The following is a 24,113-nucleotide window of genomic DNA, read 5'->3' as shown; positions in this document are numbered from 1 at the left end:
AGGGGCGCTCGCGCAGCGGACCGGCAAAGCCGGATCCGCGCACGCCACTTGGAGGGCCGGGCGCTACGCGCCGCGGCCGTTGCGCTAGCTCTGGATTTTTTCAAGGCAATAGCCGAGGCCGCGCACGGTGGCGATGCGGATCGGACCCTGCTCGATCTTCTTGCGCAGGCGGTGGATGTAGACCTCGATCGCGTTGTTGCTGACCTCTTCGCCCCATTCGCACAGGCGTGCCACCAGCTGGTCCTTGCTGACGAGCCGGCCGGCGCGCTGCAGCAGCACTTCCAGCAGGCTGATCTCGCGCGCCGACAGCTCGATCATCTGGTCGTTGATGTAGGCCACGCGGCCGGTCGCGTCGAAGCTCAATGGCCCATGCTTGATCACGCTGGACGCCGTGCCCAAGCCGCGCCGCGTCAATGCCCGCACACGCGCTTCCAGCTCTTGCAGCGAGAACGGCTTGGCCATGTAATCGTCAGCGCCCAGGTCGAGCCCCTTGACGCGTTGCTCGACCGAATCGGCCGCGGTCAGGATCAGCACCGGCATGCTCGAGCCGCGCGCGCGCAGCTTGCGCAGCACCTCCAGCCCATGCAGGCGGGGCAGGCCCAGGTCGAGGATCACCAGGTCAAACTCGTGCGAAGCCAGCGCGGCGTCGGCCTCGCTGCCGCTGGCCACATGGTCGACCGCATAGCCGGCCCCGCGCAGCGAGCGCAGCAGCCCGTCGGCCAGAACCTGGTCATCTTCCGCAATCAGGATGCGCATCGGCCTTGTCTCCTTGGCAAGCGGCTCTTCGATCGTCGATCAATGCTGATTCGTCGGCCACCTGCCGACGATTCTAGGGAGCCACCCTGTCCCCAGATTGACGGCAGACAAGGCCTGAAAATCCACTGTACAGATATCCAGCTTCTGACATAATCGGCCCACTTCGCTGACTACCGATCGACCCGAATGAGGAGGCCCGCCGCCATGGATGCACCCGTGAAAAACCTGAACACCGAGAAATCCAAGGCCCTGGCGGCCGCGCTGGCCCAGATCGAAAAGCAGTTCGGCAAGGGTTCGATCATGCGCCTGGGCGAGGGTGAGGTGATCGAAGACATCGAGGTCGTCTCCACCGGCTCGCTGGGCCTGGACATCGCCCTGGGCGTCGGCGGCCTGCCGCGCGGCCGGGTGGTCGAGATCTACGGCCCCGAATCGTCGGGCAAGACCACGCTGACGCTGCAGGTCGTGGCCGAGATGCAGAAGAAGGGCGGCGTGGCCGCCTTCATCGATGCCGAACATGCGCTGGACATCGGGTACGCGCAAAAGCTGGGCGTCAACCTGCAGGAGCTGCTGATCAGCCAGCCCGACACCGGCGAACAAGCACTCGAGATCGTCGACTCGCTGGTCCGCTCCGGCGCGGTCGACCTGGTGATCGTCGACTCGGTCGCCGCGCTGACGCCGAAGGCCGAACTCGAAGGCGAGATGGGCGACAGCCTGCCCGGCCTGCAGGCCCGCCTGATGAGCCAGGCGCTGCGCAAGCTGACCGCGACGATCAAGAAGTCGAACTGCATGGTGATCTTCATCAACCAGATCCGGATGAAGATCGGCGTGATGTTCGGCAGCCCCGAAACCACCACCGGCGGCAACGCACTGAAGTTCTATTCGTCGGTCCGCCTGGACATCCGCCGCATCGGCTCGATCAAGAAGGGCGAAGAGATCATCGGCAACGAGACCCGCGTCAAGGTCGTCAAGAACAAGGTCTCGCCGCCATTCAAGGAAGCCGAGTTCGACATCCTCTACGGCGAAGGCATCAGCCGCGAAGGCGAGATCATCGACCTCGGCGTCGCCGCCAAGATTGTCGAGAAATCCGGCTCCTGGTACGCCTACAACGGCGAGAAGATCGGCCAGGGCAAGGACAACTCGCGCGAGTTCCTGCGCGAGAACCCCGAGCTGGCGCGCGAGATCGAAAACAAGGTGCGCGAAGCGATGGGCGTGCCGCTGCTGGTCGAGGCGGCTGGCGACGCGGCCAAATAACGGCACCGCCATCCGCGTGAGGGCGGCGTGAAACGCCCGCTACTCAGCCTGAAGGCGCAGGCCTATGCGCTGCTGGCCCGCCGCGAGCACAGCCGGGCCGAGTTGCGCAACAAGCTGCTGGCCCATGCCCGCAAACGCGCGCAGGTCGAGGCGGCCGCGGCCGCACGTGAAGCCGCGCAGGGCCCGCGTGACCCGTGGGATCCGGCCGACGACGTCGCGCCGGCCGCGGAGCCCTGTGACGCCGAAGCGGCCGCTGGCGAAGTCGACGCCCTGCTCGACGAGCTCGAAGCCGCGCGCCGCCTGAGCGACGCCCGTTTCGCCGAAAGCCGCGTCCATGCCCGCGCCAAGCGTCAGGGCACGGCGCGCATCAAGCAGGAACTGGCCCGCCACGGTGTCCAGATGGACCCCGACACCGCCCGCCAGCTGCGCGAGACCGAACTGGAGCGCGCACGCGAGGTCTGGCGCCGCAAGTACGGCGGCGAGCCCGCCACCGAGCCGGCCGAACGCGCACGCCAGATGCGATTCCTGGGCGGGCGCGGCTTTGCCGGCGACGTGGTGCGCCGGGTGGTGGGTGGTCGTGAGGACGAATAGACACTCGGGCCGCTGGCGTGCAGGGCGCTACGGCCACCACGTATGTTGCGTTGCAGCACGCGTGCTACAGTGAAAAGCTGCCCGCCAGGCCCCTGATCTAGGGATGCCCTGCGGCGCACCCGCTGTTTCGCCCATGCCGCTGCCTCCCGCCGACCCCCAACGCCAGCTCAAGCACCAGCGTTCGATCCAGGTCCAGGCCTATGCGCGCAGCGATGGCTTGTGGGAGATCGACGCCCTGGTGCTCGACAGCAAGACGCGCCCGACCGGCGCCCCCGGCCGCGAGCGCCCCGCCGGCGAGCCGATCCACGATCTGCACCTGCGCCTGGTGGTCGACACGGCGTTCAACATCGTCGCCGCCGGTGCTGAATCGCTGGCCATGCCGTACCCCGGTCATTGCGACCAGCATGGCGACCGCTACACCGCGTTGACCGGCCTGAACCTGATGCGCGGCTTCAAGCGCGCAGTGCGCGAGCGCCTGGGTGGCGTGCGCGGCTGCACCCATCTGACCGAGCTGGCCGATGTGCTGCCCACCGCCGTCGTGCAGGCTTTCGCCGGTGATGTGCTGAAGGTGCACCCCGACAGCGACACCCAACCCTTCCAGCTCGACCGCTGCCACGCGCTGGCGGCCGACGGTGAAGCCGTGCGTCTTTACTACCCCCGTTGGTACCGTCAGCCCGGTGCCAACAAACTGACGCAAAATCCGACGCCGGCATCCGGACCGGCCGCCGCCGGCGGCGGCGACTGAGCGCCCAAGCGCCCACGTCGCCTCCCGCTTTCGTCCTGAACTCACGAAACCAGCCCCATGAAGATCCACGAATACCAAGGCAAGGAACTCCTGCGCCAGTTCGATGTGCCGGTGCCCCGCGGCTACCCGGCGTTCACCGTGCAGGAGGCCACCGAGGCCGCGCAAAAGCTGGGCGGTGCCGTCTGGGTCGTCAAGGCCCAGATCCACGCGGGCGGCCGCGGCAAGGGCGGCGGCGTCAAGCTGGCCAAGTCGATGGACGACGTCAAGACGCTGGCCGGCCAGATCCTGGGCATGCAGTTGAAGACACACCAGACCGGCCCCGAAGGCCAGAAGGTGCGTCGCCTGTACATCGAAGAAGGCGCGGACATCCAGAAGGAGTTCTACGTCTCGCTGGTCACCGACCGCGCCTCGCAAAAGGTCGCGCTGATCTGCTCGAGCGAAGGCGGCATGGACATCGAGGAAGTGGCCCACTCGACGCCCGAGAAGATCATCACCGAGCTGATCGACCCGCTGACCGGGTTGACCGACGACCAGGTGCGCAAGGTCGCCGCGGCTGTCGGCATGACGGGCTCTACGGTCGACCAGGCGGTCACGCTGTTCAAGAACCTGTACCGCTGCTACATGGAGACGGACGCCTCGCTGGTCGAGATCAACCCGCTCAACCGTGACAGCAAGGGCAACCTGATCGCGCTGGACGCGAAGTTCAACTTCGACGCCAACGCGCTGTTCCGTCACCCCGAGATCGTCGCCTACCGCGACCTCGACGAGGAAGACCCGGCGGAAATCGAAGCCAGCAAGTTCGACCTCGCCTACATCAGCCTGGACGGCAACATCGGCTGCCTGGTCAACGGCGCGGGCCTGGCGATGGCGACGATGGACACCATCAAGCTGTTCGGCGGCGAGCCGGCCAACTTCCTGGACGTCGGCGGTGGCGCGACGGCCGAAAAGGTCACCGAGGCCTTCAAGATCATGCTGAAGAACCCGGATGTCAAAGGCATTCTGGTCAACATCTTCGGCGGCATCATGAAGTGCGACACCATCGCCGACGGCGTGATCGCGGCGTGCAAGGCGGTGAACCTGTCGGTGCCGCTGGTGGTGCGCATGAAGGGCACCAACGAAGACCTGGGCAAGAAGATGCTGGCCGACTCGGGCCTGCCCATCATCAGCGCAGACACGATGGCCGAAGCGGCGACCAAGATCGTCGCTGCGGTGAAGTAAGCCCAGGAGCACAGCACATGTCCATCTACATCAACAAAGACACCAAGGTCATCACCCAGGGCATCACGGGGAAGACCGGCCAGTTCCACACCCGCGGCTGCCGCGACTACGCCAACGGCAAGAACTGCTTCGTCGCCGGCGTGAACCCGAAGAAGGCCGGCGAAGACTTCGAAGGCATCCCGATCTACGCGAGCGTCAAGGAAGCGGCCGGCCAGACCGGCGCGACCGTCAGCGTGATCTACGTGCCGCCCGCGGGCGCGGCGGCCGCGATCTGGGAAGCCGTCGAGGCCGACCTGGACCTGGCGATCTGCATCACCGAAGGCATCCCTGTGCGGGACATGCTGGAAGTGCGCAACAAGATGAAGGCCAAGGAGGCCGCCGGTGGCAAGAAGACGCTGCTGCTGGGCCCCAACTGCCCCGGCCTGATCACGCCGGACGAGATCAAGATCGGCATCATGCCGGGCCACATCCACCGCAAGGGCCGCATCGGCGTCGTGTCGCGCTCAGGGACCTTGACCTATGAAGCCGTGGCGCAGCTGACCGAGATCGGCCTGGGCCAATCGTCGGCGGTCGGCATCGGCGGCGACCCGATCAACGGCCTGAAGCACATCGACGTGATGAAGGCCTTCAACGACGACCCGGACACCGATGCGGTCATCATGATCGGCGAGATCGGCGGCCCGGACGAAGCCGAAGCCGCGCGCTGGTGCAAGGCCAACATGAAGAAGCCGATCGTCGGCTTCATTGCCGGCGTCACCGCGCCCCCGGGCAAGCGCATGGGCCATGCCGGTGCACTGATCAGCGGTGGCGCCGACACCGCGGACGCGAAGCTGGCGATCATGGAAGAGTGCGGCTTCACGATCACCCGCAATCCGTCGGAGATGGGCAAACTGCTCAAGGGCCTGCTCTGAGTCCGGGGCTGGTCGGCGGGCTTGCCCCGCCTGTCCGCCGCCCGATCCAACCGAAAGCCGCTGCGTGCGGCTTTGCCATTTCCAGGGCCTGGCCTGTCTGTAGTTCCACGAACGCCAGCCCTCGTGCAAACCCCTACACTGCGCCGGCGCTCACGCCACCACCGCGAGGAAGTCCCTGATGGAACAGTTCATGCAGCCCGAATTCTGGGTCGCCGTCGGCCAGATCATCATGATCGACATCCTGCTGGGCGGCGACAACGCGGTGGTGATCGCACTGGCCTGCCGCCGGCTGCCTGACTCGCAGCGCATGAAAGGCATCATTTGGGGCACGGCCGGCGCGATCGTGCTGCGGGTGATCCTGATCTTCTTCGCGCTGACGCTGTTGGCGATTCCCTACTTGAAGCTTGTCGGGGCAGCGCTGCTGGTGTGGATCGGCGTCAAGCTGCTGGCACCCGACGATGACGGCGGCCATGCCAACATCCAATCGAGCGACAAGCTGTGGGCCGCGGTGAAAACCGTGGTCGTCGCCGACCTGGTGATGAGCGTCGACAACGTCATCGCGATCGCCGGCGCGGCCCAGACCGCGGGCGGCGACCACCAGATGCCGCTGGTCATCTTCGGCCTGCTGGTCAGTATCCCGATCATCGTCTGGGGCAGCCAGCTGGTGATCAAATTGATGGACCGCTTTCCGCTCATCATCACGCTGGGCGGCATGCTGCTGGGCTGGATCGCCGGCACGATGGCCGTCTCGGACCCCGCCGTGATCGGCTACTTCCCGACCGACGCCGCCAAGTCGCCGGCCGCTGCAGCCGAGGTCAGCGCGGTCACGCGCTACGCCGCCGGTGCCATCGGCGCGCTGCTGGTGCTCGTCATCGGCAAGGTCGTCGCGCTGCGGCGCGCTCCGGCGCCCGAAGCCGGCTGAGCAACGCAGCCGATACGCCGCTGCGTGACGGCGTTGGCCGCGGCGCCTGTTGAAGGCCGCCACCCCCTAGAACCGATCGTCATGGGCGCCTGTCGCCCCTTTGGGCGTCATGCCGGTCACCAGCGCTGACAGTGCGACCAAAAAGCCTGTGATAAGGTGGTTCAACCACACACGCATTGGGGGGTTCAAGCGAATGGGTGGCAACGGGACCACGTTCTGGAGCCGGGCGTTATGGCGCCATTGGCCATGGCAGCGCGATCGTCAGCTGCCGTCGCCGTCTGCCATGGCCGATGCCAGCGAAATGCCTGGGGTGACCATCGGCGGCTACCCGCTGGTGCGCACGTTCGCCCACGGAGCCTTGGGCGAGTTGCACCTCGCGACCGATCCCGACAGCGGCGGCCCGGTGGCCATCAAGACAGTGCGGCTGCACCACGGCGAGTTGACCCGCGATCGCTTTCTGCGTGAGTCGCAGGCGGCGTCGCGCCTGCGCCACCCCGGCATCGTGCGCACCCGCGGGGCCGGCGTGGAAGGCCATGGCGACAGCGCGGTCGGCTGGATCGCCATGGAGTGGGTCCCGGGCAGCGACCTGGCGCGCTATGCAGCGGCGCCGCGGCTGCTGCCCGAGCCGTTGGTCATCGAGCTGATGGCGCAAGCCGCCGAGGCGCTGGACCATGCGCACACCCACGGGGTGGTGCACCGTGACATCAAACCCGCAAACCTGCTGTTCAGTCCCGGCCGTGCCGTGCTGAAGATCGCGGATTTCGGCTGCGCCCACTTGAGCGATGCCGAACGCAGCCGCAGCGGCGTGCTCGCCGGCACCCCCGTCTACATGGCACCCGAGCAACTGGCCGGCGCGCCGGTGGACGGCCGCTGCGACCTGTACGCACTGGGCGTGGTGCTGTTCGAGCTGCTGACCGGGCGATTGCCCTTCGAAGCCGCTTCGATGGGCGACCTTCTGCTGGCCATCACCACCCAGCCAGCCCCGCCCTTGACCACGTTGCGACCTGACCTGCCGACGGAGCTGTCGGACCTGGTGGCGCGGCTGCTGGCCAAGCGGCCCGAAGACCGGCCAGCCAATGGCGCAGCATTGGCTCGCGAACTGCGTCACGTCGGCGCAGCGCTGCGCGCGACCTTGGTTTCTCCCGGTGCGTCGGGCCCCGCCGACGCAGGCACAATGGCTGTCCCCCCGACCGCGACGCCGTCTTGAACGCGACCCCGCCCGTGAGCATGCAACTCGAGTTCTTCAGTGCGCTGGACACCGGCCGCGCGCGAAGCAACAACGAGGACGCCGTGCGGGTCGACGAGAACTTGGCCTTGGCCGTGCTGGCCGATGGCATGGGCGGCTACAACGCAGGCGAAGTCGCCAGTGCCATGGCTGTCGAATGCGTGTGGGAAGACATTGCCCGCTGGCTGTCCGAGCCCAGCGGTCCGCGCGATGAAGACGAGATCCGTCAAGCCCTGATGGCCAGCGCGCAGCATGCCAACCAGGTCGTCTACGACGCTTCACAGAGCCGGGCCGAATATGCGGGCATGGGCACGACACTGGTCAGTGCGCTGTTCAACGACGACCGGCTGTGGGTCGGCCACATCGGCGACTCGCGCGCCTACCGGCTTCGTGGCGGCAAGCTGGAGCAATTGAGCCGGGATCATTCCTTGCTGCAAGAGCAGATCGACGCCGGCCTGTTGACGCCGGAGGAGGCGGTCTACTCGATGAACCGCAACCTGGTGACACGGGCGGTGGGCGTCGAGCCGGCGGTCGAGCTGGAGGTCGTCGGGCATGAATTGCGCCCTGGCGACCTGGTGATGTTGTGCTCGGACGGCCTGTCGGACATGCTGCCCGACGCCGCCATCGCGCAGGTGATGCGTGCAAGCGACAGTTTGGAGGCCACCGCGAACGCGCTCATCGCCGCTGCCAATGCGGCGGGCGGGCGGGATAATATCTCGGTGGTCCTGGTACGCGCCAAAGGGGGAGCCGCCCACGCCGGGCGTGCATGGTGGCCGTTCCGCCGCGCCTGAGGGGGCAAGGTGGTTCACACGTAGGTCGAGCCTACGGGTTCGAACTGTGACAACAAGAGGACAGGCATGGGCAAGCTGGTCGTTTCGCTAGACAACGTCGTGATCAAGGAAGTGCCGATCACCAAAGATCGCACCACCCTCGGTCGGCGTCCGTACAACGACATCGTGATCGACAACCTCGCCGTCAGCGGCGAGCATGCGGTGATGCTGGCGGTGGGTCACGATGTGTTCATCGAAGACCTCAACAGCACCAACGGCACCTACATCAACGGCAAGGCGATCAAGAAGCAGCTGCTGGTGCACAACGACACTGTCGAGATCGGCAAGTACCGCATCAAGTACCTGGTCGACGAAGTGCCCGACTACGAAAAGACCATGGTGCTGCGCCCGGGCTTCAACCCGGCCAATCCGGTGACCATTCCGCCGCCGGTGCACGCGATGATCCCGGCCTCGATCAAGGTGCTCAACGGCGGCGCGGCCGGCCGTGAAGTGCTGCTGACCAAGGCCGTCACCACCGTTGGCAAACCCGGCGTGCAGGTGGCCTCGATCGCAAAGCGGCCGACCGGCTATGTGCTCTCGCACGTCGAAGGTGTGTCGCACCCCACCGTCAACGGCAGCCCGGTCGGTGATGGCGTGATCTCGCTGAAGAACGGCGACATCATTGACCTCGCGGGCACGCAGATGCAGTTCATCCAGGGCTGACCGGTCGACCCTGGCATCGCCACGCGTGCCCCGACGGGCGTGGCGCGAATGTGACGCTGTTCACAGCCGATCGCGCTGCACAGCTCGATCGGCGAACATGACACCCGATCTGCCCACTTGGCATCTTGCGCTGCGGCGCGGGCCGCAGCACCATCGGGCCCGATGCGTCGGCAATCCTGTCGCGCTGACCTGCGCCCCGGGGCGCCATCCATCTTGCCGCTCGTCACCTTTTCGGCGCCCGCGCTTGCCGCCGCATGAACATCCGCATTCTCGGCTGCTCGGGTTCGATCGCCCAAGGCTGCCGGACCACCAGCTTCCTGCTCGACGACGATGTGCTGATCGACGCAGGCACCGGCGTTGGCGACTTGACGCTCGACGAGCTGGCGCGCATCGACCACATCCTGCTCAGCCACTCGCACCTCGACCACGTGCTGGGGGTGCCGCTGATGGCCGACAGCGTGATGCGCCGCCGTCAGGGCAGGGCGCCGATCCAGGTCCATGCGCTGCCTGAGACCTTGCAAGTGTTGCGCCAGCACCTGTTCAACGACCGGCTGTGGCCCGATTTCACGCGCCTGCCCAGTGCCAGCCAGCCGGTGCTGCAACTGCGGCCGCTCGCCATCGGACAGACCCTCCATCTGGGCGCCGCCCAACGGGCCATTGATGTGCTGCCCGCCGCACATGCCGTGCCTGCCTGCGGCTACGCCGTCAATGCGCCCAGCGGCCGCAGCTGGGTCTATACCGGCGATACCGGCCCGAATCCGGCGCTGTGGGCGGCGCTGGCCGGGCGTTCGGTTGCGCAGCTGGTGATCGAGGTGGCCTTTGCCGAAAGCGAACGCGCCATTGCCGCCGACAGCCACCACCACTGCCCGTCGTCGCTGGCCGACGAACTGCGCCACGTGCCAGACGGCACCGACGTGCTGCTGACCCACATCAAGCCCGGCGAGCTGGACACCATCCGCGCCGAACTGGCACAACGCCTGCCCGGGCGGCGCCTGCAGGCCCTGGCCGCCGGCCAAACCCTCCACCTCGACTGACAAATTTCGTCACCCGAGGCGGGCATCGACAGAACTGGGCAGCAAAAAGCGACCAGATCCGTCAATGGCAGTGCAAAGTTCACGCCAGACAAGCCCGAAAAAGCTGGCACGCGTTTCGCAATTAGGGGGATAAGGGCGATCCAGCCCCCCAACGTTTTCTTCCCCCACCCGCTGATCAAGGAGTTTCACCATGAAGCGCGTCCAACAAGGTTTCACCCTCATCGAACTGATGATCGTCGTGGCGATCATCGGCATCCTGGCCGCGGTTGCGCTGCCGGCTTATCAGGACTACACGATCCGTGCCCGCGTCTCGGAAGGTGTTGGCATCGCCAGCGGCGCCAAGTCGACCGTCGGCGAGAACCTGGCTTCGGGCAAGACCGGCGACGATCTCTGCGCTGGCGTGAACGCAGACGGCACGACCCAAGTCGGCGGCACGATTCTCGGGTGCGCTGAAGGCGTCCTGACCGCCGAAGTCGATTCCCGCGTGTCGTCGGTTGGCACCGTCACGATCACCCTGTCGCCGAGCTCCAGCAGCGCTGGCGTGGCGTGGTCTTGCACCTCCGACTCGGATCAGTTCAAGTACGTTCCGTCCGAGTGCCGCAACGCTGCTGGCACCTGATGAAACAAGGATCCTCGGCTCTTGTCGAGGATCCCCCAGCACAAGGCCCCGCGGCTAGCCCTCGGGGCTTTGTTGTTTTTGCGACCCACACGCGCCCGCCACGTCGTCCATGATGGCCCGCCACCTGATCGCCTTTGTTCTTTTTGCGACGGCGTACGCGCTGCCAGCGCTGCCCCTGGCTTCACTCGGCACCACTTGGCATGCCCCCACCATGGGGGCGCTGATGGAATCGATGGTCCGAGTCCCCGTCGTCCTGGGCCTGGCCCTCAACCTGGGCACACAACTCGGCTTGCTGCTGATCGTCTACGCAGCAACCACCTGGCTCGCCAGCCAGTGGGCCAGCCGAACCGGCACGGCGCGACCGATCGCCTCGTGGGCGACACTCACCCTCGTATGGTTGTGGATGGTGTCCGGCAACGGCATGCTCTTCGCCCGTTCCGGCTATTCGGTTTGGTTCAGCGCGGCGCCGCATGGGGTCGCGTTCGCAGCCACCAGTACGGTGCTGGCCGGCCTGCTGGCCCTTGTTCTCGTGCGTCACCCGCCTGTGCCGCGCCAACCCAAGTTGTGGCTGGGGGGTACTGCACTGGCCGCGACGTTGGCCCTGGTCCTGACAGGCTGGTCGAATCACGACCACCCGAAGGGGCAGGGCGACCAGCGCAACATCGTGATCATCGGCGTCGATTCGCTTTCCGCTCACTTGATGCAGCGTGAGCGAGCCCACCTGCCAAACTTGAGCGCGCTGCTGTCCCAATCGACAGCCTACGAACGAGCCTACACCCCACTGGGTCGGACCTACCCGGCCTGGGCCTCCATCCTCAGCGGCCAGCCCGCCGCCGGCCACGGTGCGCTGTTCAACCTGCGCGGGATCGAGCACGCGCAGCGTCAGGATTTGCTGGGCACGACACTGAAGGCCCAGGGCTATCGCAGCGTCTATGCGATAGACGAGCGGCGCTTCAACAACATCGATGAAAGCTTCGGCTTCGACGCGGTCGTCGGCCCGCGCGCCGGCGTGCTGGACTTTGTTGTCCAACCGTTCAACGACACACCGCTGGCCAACGTGCTGCTTCAAAATCGACTCGCCAGATGGCTGTTGCCGTACTCCTACCTGAACGTCGCGTCTGCTGCCAACTATGACGCCCAGGGTTTTGTCGACGAGATCGCCGGCGCGACCGCCTCGCCGCAGCCGCTGTTTCTTGCGGTTCACTTTCTCAGCGGGCACTTCCCATTCAAGACCCGGCACGCCACGGTGAAGCATCCCGACGCCAATGCCATCCGGGCCCGTCACATCGAGGCGCTGACAACCGCCGATGTGCAAGTGGGCCGGCTGATGCAAGTGCTGGCCGCCCAAGGGCGGCTCGACGACACGATGGTGATCCTGCTGTCCGATCACGGGGAGGCGGTCGGCGACGACGAGCCGCTGCGAGAAGCCGGCGGTACGTTGGTACGCCGTGCAGGCTACGGCCATGGTGCCGACCTGCTGAGCGAGCACCAGAGCCGCATCGTGATGGCCACGCTGCACTACCGTGGAGGCCGCGTGCAGCACGCACCGTCCATCCGGTCCGAGCAGGTTTCACTGCTCGACGTGCGGGCGGCGGCGGAGCATTTCATGCGCAGCGGTGAAGTGCAGCTGCGTCCCGGTTCGGATTGCATTGTTGTCGAAACGGAGCTTCGACTTCCCAGCGCCAGCGACTATCGCCATCTGGATGCCAGGCGCGTTGCTGCGGAGGGCGCCAGTTTGTACGAAGTTGATTCGAAGGGCAGGCTGCGCCTGCGCGAAGAACACCTCGAAGGGCTGCTCGCGAAGAAGGATGTCGGCCTGCGGTGTGCTGATCGCATCACGGTGTTCAAGCCCGTCGATGGCCGTTACCGCGCCTACCGGCTGACGACCGGGCTGCCGCCAGAGGAAATGCAACCGCTGCCGGAGGACGTCGCTCGCATCGACGCCTATCGCCGCGCCCTCATGCAGCTCGGCGCCAAGGCCACAGCGCAGGCCAGTGCAAAGGCTGCCGGATGACCGGCACGCAGGATCGCCCTTCGGTTCCATCAGCGCTGCGCCCCTGGGCGGGAGCCCTGGTGTTCGCCGCGCTGGCCTATGTCAGCATCACCGGCCACAAGCCCTACCAGGATGGCCATGTGCAACAGGTCGTCGGCAACATCGCCGTGGCCGCCGCCTCGCTGATGCTGCTGCGCCTGCTGGATGGACATGCCAGCATGCGCCTGTCGATGAGGGTTCGATGGCTGGTCGGCGCCGTGGCCGTATCAATGATGGTCTCGACGTTGGCCTCACCTCGAGTGTTCATCGCCTGGGACCGACTGGAGCTCTACTACGCGCTCGCCTTGCTGGGCCTGTCAATCTACCTGCTCCATCGCGATGACGACGCCCCGGGCGCCGCACCGTACTGGCTGGCGATCGCACTCGTTCACGCTGCGGTGCTCGTCGAGGTGGTGTTCTGGCTGCTGCAACTGCAAGGCAATGGAGCCAATGCCAGCCCTCGCATGCCGTACCACGCCAACATTCGCCATTTCGGATACCTCGGCTACCTCGCAGCCGCGGCGGCTATTGCCGTTGCTCTTCGATGGCGACGTCTGGGTTTGACGGGGTTGGTGCTCGGTACCGCTGCGCTGTACGGCATCGTGCAACTCGGTTCACGTGGCGCGTTGCTGGGCTGGCTGATCTTCCTGGCAGCTGGATGCGGCTTGGCGCCCAAAGACCAACGCGGGCGGCTGCTGGCGTTCGGGGCTGCATCGACCTTGCTCGCCTTTGGCATGAGCTGGGTGCTCGGCGAACTGGGGCTGATCGGTGGCGGCAGCCTGATCGATCGCGCTCAGCACGGAGAAGTTGCCGCGGCCTCCGGCCGACTGCCGCTGTGGACGGACGTACTCAAGGCGATCGCCCTGCACCCGTGGTGGGGCTATGGCCCGGACGGGCACAGCTTCTTGAACTGTTGCGGCAGCTATGGACCTTACATCGCCCGCACCAGTCAAGCTCACAACGTCCTGCTGCAGCTGCTCGAGGAGTTCGGCTTGATCGGCACGTTGCTGATTGGCATGCTGGTGAACCATCTGGCTCGCAGCCAGGCGCGTCCTCGCGGGTGGTTCGCGCTGGCGCGCGCCGACGACGAGACACGCTGGTTGGTAGCGATGCTGATCGGCTTGCTGGCCTTCGGCCTCGTCGACGGACCCTTCTATTACCCTGTACCGCTGCTCATCTTCGCGGTCCTCAGTGGCTTGCTGATGGCATCGGCGCGACGCACGGTGAGATTCGTGCCATGAGCAGCCACGACATGACGACGCTGTCCTCCAAGCCCGGAAAGCGATCGTGGGCCTTGCTTCCAGCTTTGCCGCTGCTCGCTTTTGTGGTGCTGGTGCCTGTCGCCGTGCAGGATGCCCACCACGCCCCTCATGACGCGGCGCGAATGGCCCAACTTGCCGTCCTGCTCGTGGCGGCCGCGCAGTGGTGTGCCTACCAGTGGTCCGCGCGGTCGTGGCTCGTTCCCTCGAGACCCTGGACGCTCGCCCTGCTCGGCGTGCTGGCGATCGCCAGCGTGGCAGCGTCGGACGTGCCTGCCATGGCCGGTCGTGAGCTTGCATTGATCGTCGGCATCGCCGCGGTGATTCACCTCGGGATGAAAGGCATCTGCGCAGCCGGCCACGCATCCGCTCGAGTGGCAGTGCTGGGGGCCTGCGGTCTCTATGCCTTCGTGGTGCTGATGCTTGCCACGGCAACCGTGCTCTCGGGCCGGCCATTGATCTGGCAGGAACTGATCATCGGCTACGACAACTATCGATTCTTCAACCATGCCCAGGCCGTGGCGCTGCCTTTGCTGGCTGGCGCGGTGACCTTCCAGCGGCGCCGGGGCCTGCTGTGGTGGTGGGGCTGGATGTCGCTCGTGGTCTATGTCGTGGTCATCTTGGGAACCGGCGCGCGTGGCACCGCCGCGGCGGTCCTCGGCGCTGCGTTGCTCGGACTCCTGGCGCTCGGCCGCGCCACGGCGTGGCCAATCATCCGCACGATCCTGTTGGCCGCGCTGCTCGGCGGTGCACTCTATGCAACGCTCGCACTGCTTCCCGCACTGACCGGCGACCGCATGCCAGCTCCTGAGGCGCGCTCGGTCGCCTCGCTGGCATCCGACAGCGCGCGGCTGCAACTGTGGGGCATTGCCTGGGACCAGCTCTGCGCTTCCACGTGGCTCGGCATCGGGCCGATGCACTATGCGCACATCCCCAACCCCAAGGCCGCCCACCCGCACAACGTCTACCTTCAGGTAGCCGCCGAGTGGGGGCTGCCGATGCTGGTGTTGCTGCTCGGGTTGGCTTGGCGTGGGCTGGAACGGATGCGGCAAGCCGTGCGTTCGGTATCGATGCAGTCTGACGGCACGCAAGGCGCCACGTTGTGGATCGCCTGTGTCGCGGTGCTCATCGACGGCTTCGTCTCCGGCAACTTCGTGATGCCGGTATCGCAGATGTGGATCGCCCTGTGCGCGGCCTGGTCGTGGGCGTGGATGCGCATGCATCATGGCGGCAGTGCTGGCACAGCAGCGACGCTCACAGGCCGATGGGGACGGCGTCTGGCGGGTGTCGCGGTGTTGATGTCCCAGATCTGGCTCGTGGCCTCCGTCTTGCCCGAAGCGCTCGACCTGAGGGCGCACCTCGAACACGTGCGCAGAGATCTCGTTCACAACGAGAAGACCAACCCGCGCTTCTGGTCTCACGGCTGGTTCTGACCGCCGGGGCCGGCGAAAGGCTGGAACAATGGCGGCCCATGCCGTTCTACGTGGCCCTCGCCTTCGCCCTGATTGCGCCGACCCTGCTGGCGTACAACGCCTCGCCGTCCGCCACCTTGATGAATCAGTTGCTCGCAGTGGGCCTGTGGGGGGCGGCCATCGTGGCGGCGCCTCGCAGCCCAAGGCTCGACGGGCCGTTGGCAGGGCCCCTGCAAGGCACGCTGCTGCTGATGGGTCTGACCGCCTGTGTGGTGCATTGGCTGGACGGTCTGCCCTCGTCATTGGCCTTGTCAATGGCAGCATTGATCGGCGCCGCGCTGCTCGTGACCACATTCGCGGTCCTGCGCCCTGTGGCCGCGCCTGCCGAACACAGCGCCATGCCGGCTTTCCAGGCGGTCTTGCTGGCGGCCGGCCTAGCCAGCACAGGCATCGCAGTGATCCAGGTCTTTGCGCCCGCCCTGGCCGACGGCACCTTCATCGCCGCCTCGGGGCTGCCCGGCCGCGCCGTCGGTAACCTGCGCCAACCGAATCATCTGAGCAGCCTGCTTTTGTGGGCCTTGATTGCCTGGGTGCCGTTGGCCCAGGCGGGCCGGGTCGCGGCTTGGCAAGTTGATCGACGCGTTGCTCTGTTGCTCGGCGCTTTGCTGCTGTGGGCCGTTGTGTTGACAGCCTCGCGAACCGGCATCGTCGGCGTGATCCTGCTCGCGCTGTGGGGTTTGGTCGACAGGCGGCTCGCGCGCTGGGTCCGCGCCGCGTTGGTCAGCGCGCCGGTGGCCTATCTGCTGATCGCGTTGGCCATGGCCGGCTGGGCTCACGCGACAGGCCACACCTTCGGCGGCGAAGAGCGGCTGGCCGAGGGCGACGTGTCGTCGTCGCGCTTCGGCATCTGGGCCAATACCTTGACGCTCATTCGGCAACAGCCGTGGACCGGTGTCGGTTTCGGTGAATTCAACTTCGCCTGGACGCTGACGCCGTTCCCCGACCGCCCCGTCGCCTTTTTCGATCACACGCACAACCTGCCGCTGCAGCTGTGGGTCGAACTCGGTATCCCGCTCGGCAGCCTCGTCCTCGGCCTGCTGCTGTGGGCGCTGGTCCAGGCCGGTGTGCGGTCATGGCGGGTGCCGGGCGAAGAGGGTGCCGGCTCGCGCGCCGCCTTCATGATGGTCCTGATGATCGGCGTGCACAGCCTCTTCGAGTACCCGCTGTGGTATGCGTACTTCTTGCTGCCCACGGCGTGGGCGTGGGGCTATGCGCTGCGCACGCCCGAGCCCGCGAAACCGAAGCATGAGCTGCCCGCAACGCGGTTCGGTGCGCCCGTCGTGATGCGCCTGGCCGGCGTGCTGATGGTCGCCGGCAGCCTGTTCGCGTTGTACGACTATTGGAAGGTCGTCGCGATCTACGCCCCGACCGATGACGCTGGCCCATTGTCCGAACGGATCGAGCGGGGCCAAGGCAGTGTCTTCTTCTCGCACCATGCCGACTACGCAGCCGCGACCACCACCAACCCGCCCTCGGCGGCAATGGCCGCCTTCAACACGACGACCCATTCGCTGCTCGACACGCGCTTGATGCTCGCGTGGGCCCAGGCTCTCGCGGAGTCCGGCCACCGCGACAAGGCCAGCTACCTGGCGGCGCGCTTGCGCGAGTTCCGCAATCCCGCGTCTGCCGACTTCTTCGCTGTCTGCAACGACCCCGCCAAGATGGCCACCTCGCCGCCACCGTTCCAGTGCGTGCCGCCGCCGGCCGGGCTGACCTGGCGCGATTTCCAGACCCGCACCGAATAAGCCGCGGCGCTTCAGGGCCTGGGACCGGCCAGCGCACAATCGCTGGCTCGGCCTACCGGCCGCACTTTTCGGCCATCGTCGTCACACCGAGGTTCACATCATGAACGCCCCCGACAAACTCCCATCGCTGGACTCGGCCGCGCTCGGCCGCTTCGTCGACGCCGCCTGGCGCGAACGCATCGTGCCGCAGCTGACCGAGTACATTGCCGTGCCGGCCAAGAGCCCACTGTTCGACCCCGAGTGGCAGCAACACGGCCTGATCGACAAGGTCGTGCGCGACGCCGCCGCCTGGGTCGAAAGCCGCAAGGTTCCAGGCTTGACATTGGAGGTGATCCGCGCCGAAGGCCGCACGCCGGTGATCTTCTTCGAGGTCGAATCGACCCGCGCCGGCAGCACGCAGACCGCGCTGATGTACGGCCACCTGGACAAGCAGCCCGAGTTCAACGGCTGGCGTTCGGATCTGGGCCCGTGGACACCGAAGATCGAGGACGGCAAGCTCTATGGCCGCGGCGGCGCCGACGATGGTTATGCCATCTACGCCGCGGTCAGCGCGATCGAAGCGCTGAAGGCGCAGAACATCCCGCATCCGCGCATCGTCGGCCTGATCGAAAGCTGCGAGGAGTCCGGCTCGTTCGACCTGCCGTTCTACCTCGAAAAGCTGAAAGAACGCCTCGGCGACGTCAGCCTGGTCGTCTGCCTCGATTCAGGCGCCGGCAACTACGACCAGCTCTGGCTGACCAGCAGCCTGCGCGGCAACATCACCGGCACGCTGAAGGTGGAGATCCTGACCGAAGGCATTCACTCGGGCGATGCCAGCGGCCTGGTGCCGTCGAGCTTTCGCATCCTGCGCCAGGTGCTGGATCGGCTGGAGGATTCGAAGACCGGCAATTTGCTGCCCGGCGTCTTTCATTGCGCGATCCCAGCCGAGCGGGTTGCGCAGGCTCGCCAAACGGCTGAAACGCTGGGCGACGAGGTCTGGAAGCGCTACCCCTGGGCCTGCGGCGCCGACGGCGGTGTCGCGCTGCCAACCACCACCGACCCGGTCGAGGCGCTGCTGAACCGCACCTGGCGGCCGACGCTGTCGATCACCGGCGTCGACGGCGTGCCGCCCCTGTCGAACGCCGGCAACGTGCTGCGCCCCTACACCGCATTCAAGCTGAGCCTGCGGCTGCCGCCGCTGGTGCCGGGCCACGAAGCGGCCGTCGCGCTGAAGGCGCTGCTGGAAGACAACGCGCCTTACAACGCCAAGGTCACTTTCCAGCCCGACGGGCGGGCCGGGGACTGGGGTGCCACCGGCTGGAACGCGCCGGCCACCACACCGTGGCTGGAATCTGCGCTCGACGCCGCGTCACGCACGCACTTCGGCGAGCCGCTCGGCTACATCGGCCAGGGCGGGACGATTCCTTTGATGAACCTGCTGCAGCAGGGCTTCCCGCAGGCCCAGATGATGGTCTGCGGTGTGCTGGGCCCGAAGAGCAATGCGCACGGGCCGAACGAATTCCTGCACTTGGGCTACGGCCAGCGTCTGACGGCCTCGGTGGCCGAGGTGATGGCTGCTCATCCGTGAGGCTTCGCACAAACCCCTGCTGCACACGGGCCGCAGATCAACCTTTTGTGGGTGGCAGCCGCCACCGGCTTGCATAGAGTCGAGTGGCGAATTGCAGAGGGGTCGGGGAATGCGAAAGGGCGGGGAGTTTTCCCCGCCCTTTTTGCTTTGGGCGACTGCCAGGCCCGATGCAGGCCCTGCGTCGCCGCGGTCAGCGGCTGACGCTCAGCGCTGGGCCAGCGCCGTCGGGGCCGGGCGGCGCACGTCTTGCGGCACGCGCTGGTTGGTCTCGGTGTCGAACGGGTTCAGTTCGCCGTTGGCACGGGCGGCCAGCACTTCGGCGCGCACTTCAGCCCGGGTACGACCTTCGGCCTTGGCCACCGCGGTTTGCTCCGACTTGGGCGAGAACAGGGCCATCAGCGCCGGCGCCGAGTCGGCGTTCTGAGCGAAATACCAGGCGTGGGGATTGAACTCGGAGATGCCCTTGGCATCACGCTTGGCGACGTACTCGGCTTGCACCGCGTCGCGGGTCAGGCCATTGGCCGACGCAGCCGCGGGCATGCGCAGGTCGGTTTCGGTGTCGAAAACATTGCGTTGCGCCGACTGGGCGAACGCGCCGCTGGCGAGCGACAGGGCCACGGCGGCGAGGGCGAATTGAGCTTGCTTGGCATTCATGGTGGTGTCCTTTCAGGTCTTGGTGAGACAGGGCCTCATCGTGCGGGAGCGCTCGTGGCGCGTCCTTTCAGCCCGGTATCGGCGTGTATCGTTTCTTTGAAGCAGTCGGACGAGTCGGTGCGGCAGCAGTTGGGCGGCGCCCCTCGCGGGACTTACTTGGCCTTGACTTGAGCCAGACGGGTCTGGTCGGCGCGGACGACCGGCTTGACGTAGGCGACGGTCTCGTTGTCAAAGACGTTGACTTCACCGCTGGCGCGGGCGGCCAGGAACTCGGCGCGGACTTGCTCGCGCGTCAGCTTCGCTTCAGCGGCCGGGGCGCGCAGGTTGGTTTCGGTGTCGAACACGTTGCGCTGCTGGTCGGCGGCGAAGGCACTGCCGGCGGCGGCAAAGGCGAGGGCGGCGACGGCGATCTGGGCTTGCTTGGCGAACATGGTGGTCATCCTTTGAGTGAAACGTTGATAAAAACTTGTCCGGGCATGGCGGTGAGCACCTACTGTCGCGCTCCGTCTTGTCCAGCCTCGGTGAGTCGTTATACGGTTGCGGCTCATCGATGGATGCAACTGTAGAGATTGCTGCCCAGGCAATAAATGCCCGCTGCGTTTATTGCGTGTTAACGATTCGCGAACAATCAAACCCCGGGATTACCCGGACTCTGTGCTAGGAAACCGAGGGTGAACCCTTGTCGAGCGACCGGGCCCGGGCCTTACAGCGCCGCTTGACCGGGCTGCACGGGTCGCTCACACAGCGCGGGCCCAGTAGCCGGCATCGCCATAGCTGTGCTTGAGGAAGTCGATCCACAGCCTGACCCGCAGCGGCAGGTGGCGGGCGCTGGGGAAGACGGCGTAGATGCCGTTCGGCGGTGCCGCAAAGTCGTCGAGCACGCTGACCAGCCGGCCGCTCGCGATGTCGGCCTGCACCTCCCAGGTGCTGCGCCAGGCGATGCCCAGCCCCTCGCGGCACCACTCGTGCAGCACTTGGCCATCGCTGCAATCGAGCCGGCCACCCGGCCGCAGGTGGGTCACCTCGCCATCGACCGAGAAGGCCCAGCCACGCGACTGGCTGGCCTCGGAGCTGAGCGTCAGGCATTGGTGGCGCATCAGTTCACTGGGATGTGCCGGCGCGCCGGCGCGCTGCAGGTACCCCGGCGAGGCCACGCACAGCCGGCGGTTGTCGGCCAGCCGCACGCTGACCAAGCTCGAATCGGGCAGGTCCCCGACGCGCACCGCACAGTCGTAGCCTTCATTGACCAGGTCAACGACCCGGTCCGACAGGTTCAGCGACAGGCTGACGTCCGGATGCCGGGACAGGAACGACGGCACCAGCGGCGCCAGGTGGCGGCGGCCAAAGCCGGCTGGGCCGGTCACGCGCAAGTGGCCGCTCGCCTTCACGCCGCCGGCCGACACGCTGGCCTCGGCGTTGTTGAAGTCGGCGATCAGCCGCTGGCAGTTCTCGAGGAATGCGCTGCCCTCGTGCGTCAGGCTGATGCGCCGGGTCGTGCGCTGCAGCAGCTTCACGCCCAACCGGGCCTCGAGCGCATCCATGCGCCGGCCGATGACCGCCGGCGCGACGCCCTCGGCCAGTGCCGCGGCCGTCAGGCTGCCCTTCGCCGCCACGGCGACAAAGGTCTCGATCTGCTTCAGGCGGTCCACGTTGCGATGGTACGGTGCTCGATCTGTGCGTCAAAGTCACAAATCCATCGCGTTCGGCGTTGGTAATGGCGAGCCAGGTATCGAATAAATTCTGCCCCATGGACAAAGCCACCCCCGCGCCGCGCGCGGTGTTGTTCGACGCCTATGGCACCTTGTTCGACGTCTACAGCGTCGGTCTGGCCGCGGAACAGCTGTTCCCGGGGGCCGGCGAGCGCCTGGCCCAGATGTGGCGCGACAAGCAGATCGAATACTCCCGGCTCACCTCGATGAGCGGGCGTTACCAGCCGTTCTGGACGCTGACCCGTGCAGCGCTGCAGTTTTCGGCCGAGCGCCTGGGCCTGGCCCTGACCGCCGAGGCCGAACAGCGCCTGCTGAACGAGTACCGCCACCTCTCGGCCTTTCCCGAAAACCACGCCGTGCTGGCGGCGTTGAAGCAGCGTGGCATCCGTGCCGGCATCCTGTCGAACGGCGACCCGCCGATGTTGGCCAGCGCGGTCAAGAGCGCGGGCATGGCCGAGTTGCTCGACCCGGTGCTCAGCGTGCATGCCACGCAGCGCTTCAAGACCGACCCCGCCGCGTACGCGATCGGCCCGACCGCCCTGGGCCTGCAGGCGCGCGAGATCCTGTTCGTGTCCAGCAACGGCTGGGACGCGATTGGCGCCACCTGGTATGGCTTCACGACCTTGTGGGTGAACCGCGCCGGGCTGCCGCTCGAACGCCTGGGCACGACGCCGACACGCACCGGCACCAGCTTGCGCGACGTGCTCGACTTCTTTCCCTCCTGACCCTCTTTCGATCCATCACATAACGAGGCATTGACAATGACCAACCGCACGACGCTCCACGGCCTGCAGGTCGATACCGAACTGAAGACCTTCATCGACGAGCAGGTGCTGCCTGGCACCGGCGTCGATGCAGGCGATTTCTGGGCCGGCTTCGACCGCATCGTGCACGAGCTGGCGCCGAAGAACGCCGCGCTGCTGGCCGAGCGCGATCGCCTGCAGACGGCGATGGACGACTGGCACCGCGCCAATCCCGGCCCGCTCGACAAGAAGGCCAAGCTGAAGGCCTACCGCAAACACCTGCAGAAGATCGGCTACCTCGTTGCCGACCCGGGCGACGTGAAGGCCAAGACCAAGAACGTCGACGCCGAGCTGGCCACGCAGGCCGGCCCGCAGTTGGTGGTGCCGATCACCAATGCGCGCTATGCGCTGAACGCCGCCAACGCGCGCTGGGGTTCGCTGTACGACGCGCTGTACGGCACCGACGCCTTGCCCGAAACCGACGGCGCCGAGAAGGGCAAGGGTTACAACCCGGTGCGTGGTGCCAAGGTCATCGACTATGCGCGCCACGTGCTGGACCGCACCGCACCGCTGGCCAAGGGCACCCACGTCGACTCGACCGGCTACCGCATCGAAGGCGGTGCGCTGGTCGTCACGTTGAAGAACGGCACGACCACCGGCTTGAAGAAGGCCAAGCAGTTCGTCGGCTACCAGGGTGACGCGGCCGCACCGTCGTCGGTGCTGCTGCAGCACCACGGCCTGCACCTGGACATCCGCATCGACCGCTCGACGCCGATCGGCGCGAACGATCCGGCCGGTGTGGCTGACCTGGTGATCGAATCCGCGCTGTCGACGATTCTCGACCTCGAAGACTCGGTGGCCGTCGTCGACGCGGCTGACAAGGTGCAGGCCTATGGCAACTGGCTGGGCATCCTGAAAGGCACGCTGACCGAGACCTTCGTCAAGGGCGGTCAGCAGATGACGCGCGGGCTGAACCCCGATCGCGTCTACACCGGCCCGAAGGGCGAGGCGGTCACGCTGCACGGGCGCTCGCTGCTGTTCGTGCGCAACGTCGGCCACCTGATGACCAACCCGGCGATCCTGTGGGGCGCCGACGGCCGCGAGATTCCGGAAGGGATCATGGATGCGGTCGTCACGACCACCATCGCCCTGCACGACCTGCAGGGCCACGGCGCGAACGGTCTGCGCAACTCGCGCACCGGCAGCGTCTACATCGTCAAGCCGAAGATGCATGGCCCCGCGGAAGTGGCGTTCGCCGATGAGCTCTTCGGCCGCGTCGAGAAGTTGCTCGGGCTGCCCAAGCACACCGTCAAGCTCGGCATCATGGACGAGGAGCGCCGCACCAGCGTGAACCTGAAGGCCTGCATCGCCGCGGCGAAGTCGCGCGTGGCCTTCATCAACACCGGTTTCCTCGACCGCACCGGCGACGAGATGCATACCGCCATGCACGCCGGCCCGATGCTGCGCAAGGGCGACATGAAGACCAGCGCGTGGATCCAGGCCTACGAACGCAGCAACGTGCTGGTCGGCCTGCAGTGCGGACTGCGCGGCCGCGCTCAGATCGGCAAGGGCATGTGGGCGATGCCGGACCTGATGGCCGCGATGCTGCAGCAGAAGATCGGCCACCCGAAGGCCGGTGCCAACACCGCCTGGGTGCCCAGCCCGACGGCCGCCACGCTGCATGCGCTGCACTACCACCAGGTCGATGTGGCGCAGGTGCAGAAAGACTTGGAGAAAGCCGACAAGAAGTCGACTCGCGAGGACGTGCGCGAAGAGATCCTCAAGGGCCTGCTCAGCATCCCGGTGGTCGCCGCGCCGCAGTGGAGCGACGCCGAGAAGCAGCAGGAGCTGGACAACAACGCACAGGGCATCCTCGGCTACGTGGTGCGCTGGGTCGACCAGGGCGTCGGCTGCTCGAAGGTGCCCGACATCCACAACGTCGGCCTGATGGAAGACCGCGCGACGCTGCGCATCAGCTCGCAGCACATCGCCAACTGGTTGCACCACGGCATCGTCGACGAAGCCCAGGTGCGTGCCACGTTCGAACGCATGGCTGCGGTGGTGGACCGCCAAAACGCCGGCGATCCGGCGTACCGGCCGATGGCCGGCCGCTTCGACACGTCGATGGCGTATCAGGCCGCATGCGACCTGGTGTTCAAGGGCAAGG

The 24,113-nt window shown here is 66.7% G+C and carries 22 protein-coding genes; 18 read left to right on the top strand and 4 right to left on the bottom strand.

What is annotated here, in order from left to right; all coding sequences use genetic code 11:
- Window positions 1-84: 84 nt before the first annotated feature.
- Window positions 85-756 (bottom strand): response regulator transcription factor, encoded by a 672-nt coding sequence (locus VFY73_RS26950; RefSeq protein WP_329724668.1) that lies wholly within the window; start codon window positions 754-756, stop codon window positions 85-87.
- 204 nt (window positions 757-960) lie between these two features.
- Between VFY73_RS26950 and recA the strand changes: the two genes are divergently transcribed.
- The 16 genes from recA (at window position 961) to VFY73_RS26870 (ending at window position 18,840) form a co-directional block, all read left to right on the top strand.
- Window positions 961-2,007 (top strand): recombinase RecA, encoded by a 1,047-nt coding sequence (gene recA / locus VFY73_RS26945; RefSeq protein WP_329724667.1) that lies wholly within the window; start codon window positions 961-963, stop codon window positions 2,005-2,007.
- A gap of 27 nt (window positions 2,008-2,034) precedes the next feature.
- Window positions 2,035-2,598, top strand: coding sequence for a regulatory protein RecX (locus tag VFY73_RS26940; protein WP_329724666.1), 564 nt, complete (start codon window positions 2,035-2,037; stop codon window positions 2,596-2,598).
- Window positions 2,599-2,731: 133 nt separating this feature from the next.
- Window positions 2,732-3,343 carry a DUF2889 domain-containing protein gene (locus VFY73_RS26935; RefSeq protein WP_329724665.1) on the top strand — a complete coding sequence of 204 codons (612 nt, stop codon included), beginning with the start codon at window positions 2,732-2,734 and terminating at the stop codon, window positions 3,341-3,343.
- A gap of 57 nt (window positions 3,344-3,400) precedes the next feature.
- On the top strand, window positions 3,401-4,561 hold the full coding sequence (gene sucC / locus VFY73_RS26930; RefSeq protein ID WP_329724664.1) for an ADP-forming succinate--CoA ligase subunit beta: 1,161 nt from the start codon (window positions 3,401-3,403) through the stop codon (window positions 4,559-4,561).
- Between the two features lie 17 nt (window positions 4,562-4,578).
- Window positions 4,579-5,472 (top strand): succinate--CoA ligase subunit alpha, encoded by an 894-nt coding sequence (gene sucD, locus VFY73_RS26925; protein ID WP_329724663.1) that lies wholly within the window; start codon window positions 4,579-4,581, stop codon window positions 5,470-5,472.
- Between the two features lie 178 nt (window positions 5,473-5,650).
- Entirely contained in the window at window positions 5,651-6,394 is a 744-nt protein-coding gene (locus tag VFY73_RS26920; RefSeq protein WP_329724662.1) for a TerC family protein, read from the top strand.
- Between the two features lie 283 nt (window positions 6,395-6,677).
- Window positions 6,678-7,601 carry a serine/threonine-protein kinase gene (locus VFY73_RS26915; RefSeq protein WP_329724661.1) on the top strand — a complete coding sequence of 308 codons (924 nt, stop codon included), beginning with the start codon at window positions 6,678-6,680 and terminating at the stop codon, window positions 7,599-7,601.
- A gap of 20 nt (window positions 7,602-7,621) precedes the next feature.
- Window positions 7,622-8,410, top strand: coding sequence for a Stp1/IreP family PP2C-type Ser/Thr phosphatase (locus tag VFY73_RS26910; RefSeq protein ID WP_329724710.1), 789 nt, complete (start codon window positions 7,622-7,624; stop codon window positions 8,408-8,410).
- A 66-nt stretch (window positions 8,411-8,476) separates the two neighbouring features.
- Window positions 8,477-9,112: an FHA domain-containing protein gene (locus VFY73_RS26905; RefSeq protein ID WP_329724660.1), complete on the top strand. Its 636-nt coding sequence runs from the start codon at window positions 8,477-8,479 to the stop codon at window positions 9,110-9,112.
- Window positions 9,113-9,366: 254 nt separating this feature from the next.
- Window positions 9,367-10,146 carry a 3',5'-cyclic-nucleotide phosphodiesterase gene (locus tag VFY73_RS26900; RefSeq protein ID WP_329724659.1) on the top strand — a complete coding sequence of 260 codons (780 nt, stop codon included), beginning with the start codon at window positions 9,367-9,369 and terminating at the stop codon, window positions 10,144-10,146.
- Between the two features lie 190 nt (window positions 10,147-10,336).
- Window positions 10,337-10,765 (top strand): pilin, encoded by a 429-nt coding sequence (locus VFY73_RS26895; protein ID WP_329724658.1) that lies wholly within the window; start codon window positions 10,337-10,339, stop codon window positions 10,763-10,765.
- A gap of 112 nt (window positions 10,766-10,877) precedes the next feature.
- A complete protein-coding gene (locus VFY73_RS26890) occupies window positions 10,878-12,779 on the top strand; it encodes a sulfatase-like hydrolase/transferase (RefSeq protein ID WP_329724657.1) in 1,902 nt (633 codons plus the stop codon).
- A gap of 146 nt (window positions 12,780-12,925) precedes the next feature.
- Window positions 12,926-14,038 (top strand): O-antigen ligase family protein, encoded by a 1,113-nt coding sequence (locus tag VFY73_RS26885; protein WP_329724656.1) that lies wholly within the window; start codon window positions 12,926-12,928, stop codon window positions 14,036-14,038.
- Window positions 14,035-15,489, top strand: a complete 1,455-nt coding sequence (locus VFY73_RS26880) for an O-antigen ligase family protein (RefSeq protein ID WP_329724655.1) — start codon at window positions 14,035-14,037, stop codon at window positions 15,487-15,489. Before VFY73_RS26885 ends, VFY73_RS26880 begins: the two co-directional genes overlap by 4 nt.
- A 38-nt stretch (window positions 15,490-15,527) precedes the next feature.
- A complete protein-coding gene (locus tag VFY73_RS26875; protein WP_329724654.1) occupies window positions 15,528-17,273 on the top strand; it encodes a PglL family O-oligosaccharyltransferase in 1,746 nt (581 codons plus the stop codon).
- Window positions 17,274-17,373: 100 nt separating this feature from the next.
- Window positions 17,374-18,840 (top strand): M20 family metallopeptidase, encoded by a 1,467-nt coding sequence (locus VFY73_RS26870; protein ID WP_329724653.1) that lies wholly within the window; start codon window positions 17,374-17,376, stop codon window positions 18,838-18,840.
- A 204-nt stretch (window positions 18,841-19,044) separates the two neighbouring features.
- Here the strand turns inward: VFY73_RS26870 and VFY73_RS26865 are convergent, their stop codons facing one another.
- The 3 genes from VFY73_RS26865 to VFY73_RS26855 all read right to left on the bottom strand — a co-directional run bounded on the left by VFY73_RS26865 (window position 19,045) and on the right by VFY73_RS26855 (window position 21,143).
- On the bottom strand, window positions 19,045-19,494 hold the full coding sequence (locus VFY73_RS26865) for a DUF4148 domain-containing protein (RefSeq protein WP_329724652.1): 450 nt from the start codon (window positions 19,492-19,494) through the stop codon (window positions 19,045-19,047).
- A 152-nt stretch (window positions 19,495-19,646) separates the two neighbouring features.
- Entirely contained in the window at window positions 19,647-19,925 is a 279-nt protein-coding gene (locus VFY73_RS26860; RefSeq protein WP_329724651.1) for a DUF4148 domain-containing protein, read from the bottom strand.
- Between the two features lie 306 nt (window positions 19,926-20,231).
- Entirely contained in the window at window positions 20,232-21,143 is a 912-nt protein-coding gene (locus VFY73_RS26855) for a LysR family transcriptional regulator (protein ID WP_329724650.1), read from the bottom strand.
- A gap of 98 nt (window positions 21,144-21,241) precedes the next feature.
- Between VFY73_RS26855 and VFY73_RS26850 the strand changes: the two genes are divergently transcribed.
- On the top strand, window positions 21,242-21,928 hold the full coding sequence (locus VFY73_RS26850; RefSeq protein WP_329724649.1) for a haloacid dehalogenase type II: 687 nt from the start codon (window positions 21,242-21,244) through the stop codon (window positions 21,926-21,928).
- Window positions 21,929-21,964: 36 nt separating this feature from the next.
- On the top strand, window positions 21,965-24,113 hold a 2,149-nt coding region (locus VFY73_RS26845; protein ID WP_329724648.1), incomplete at its 3' end, for a malate synthase G.

This window comes from Ideonella sp. (assembly GCF_036277275.1).
Classification (GTDB): Bacteria; Pseudomonadota; Gammaproteobacteria; order Burkholderiales; family Burkholderiaceae_C; genus Ideonella.
This window is presented reverse-complemented; position numbering and strand designations above follow the sequence as displayed.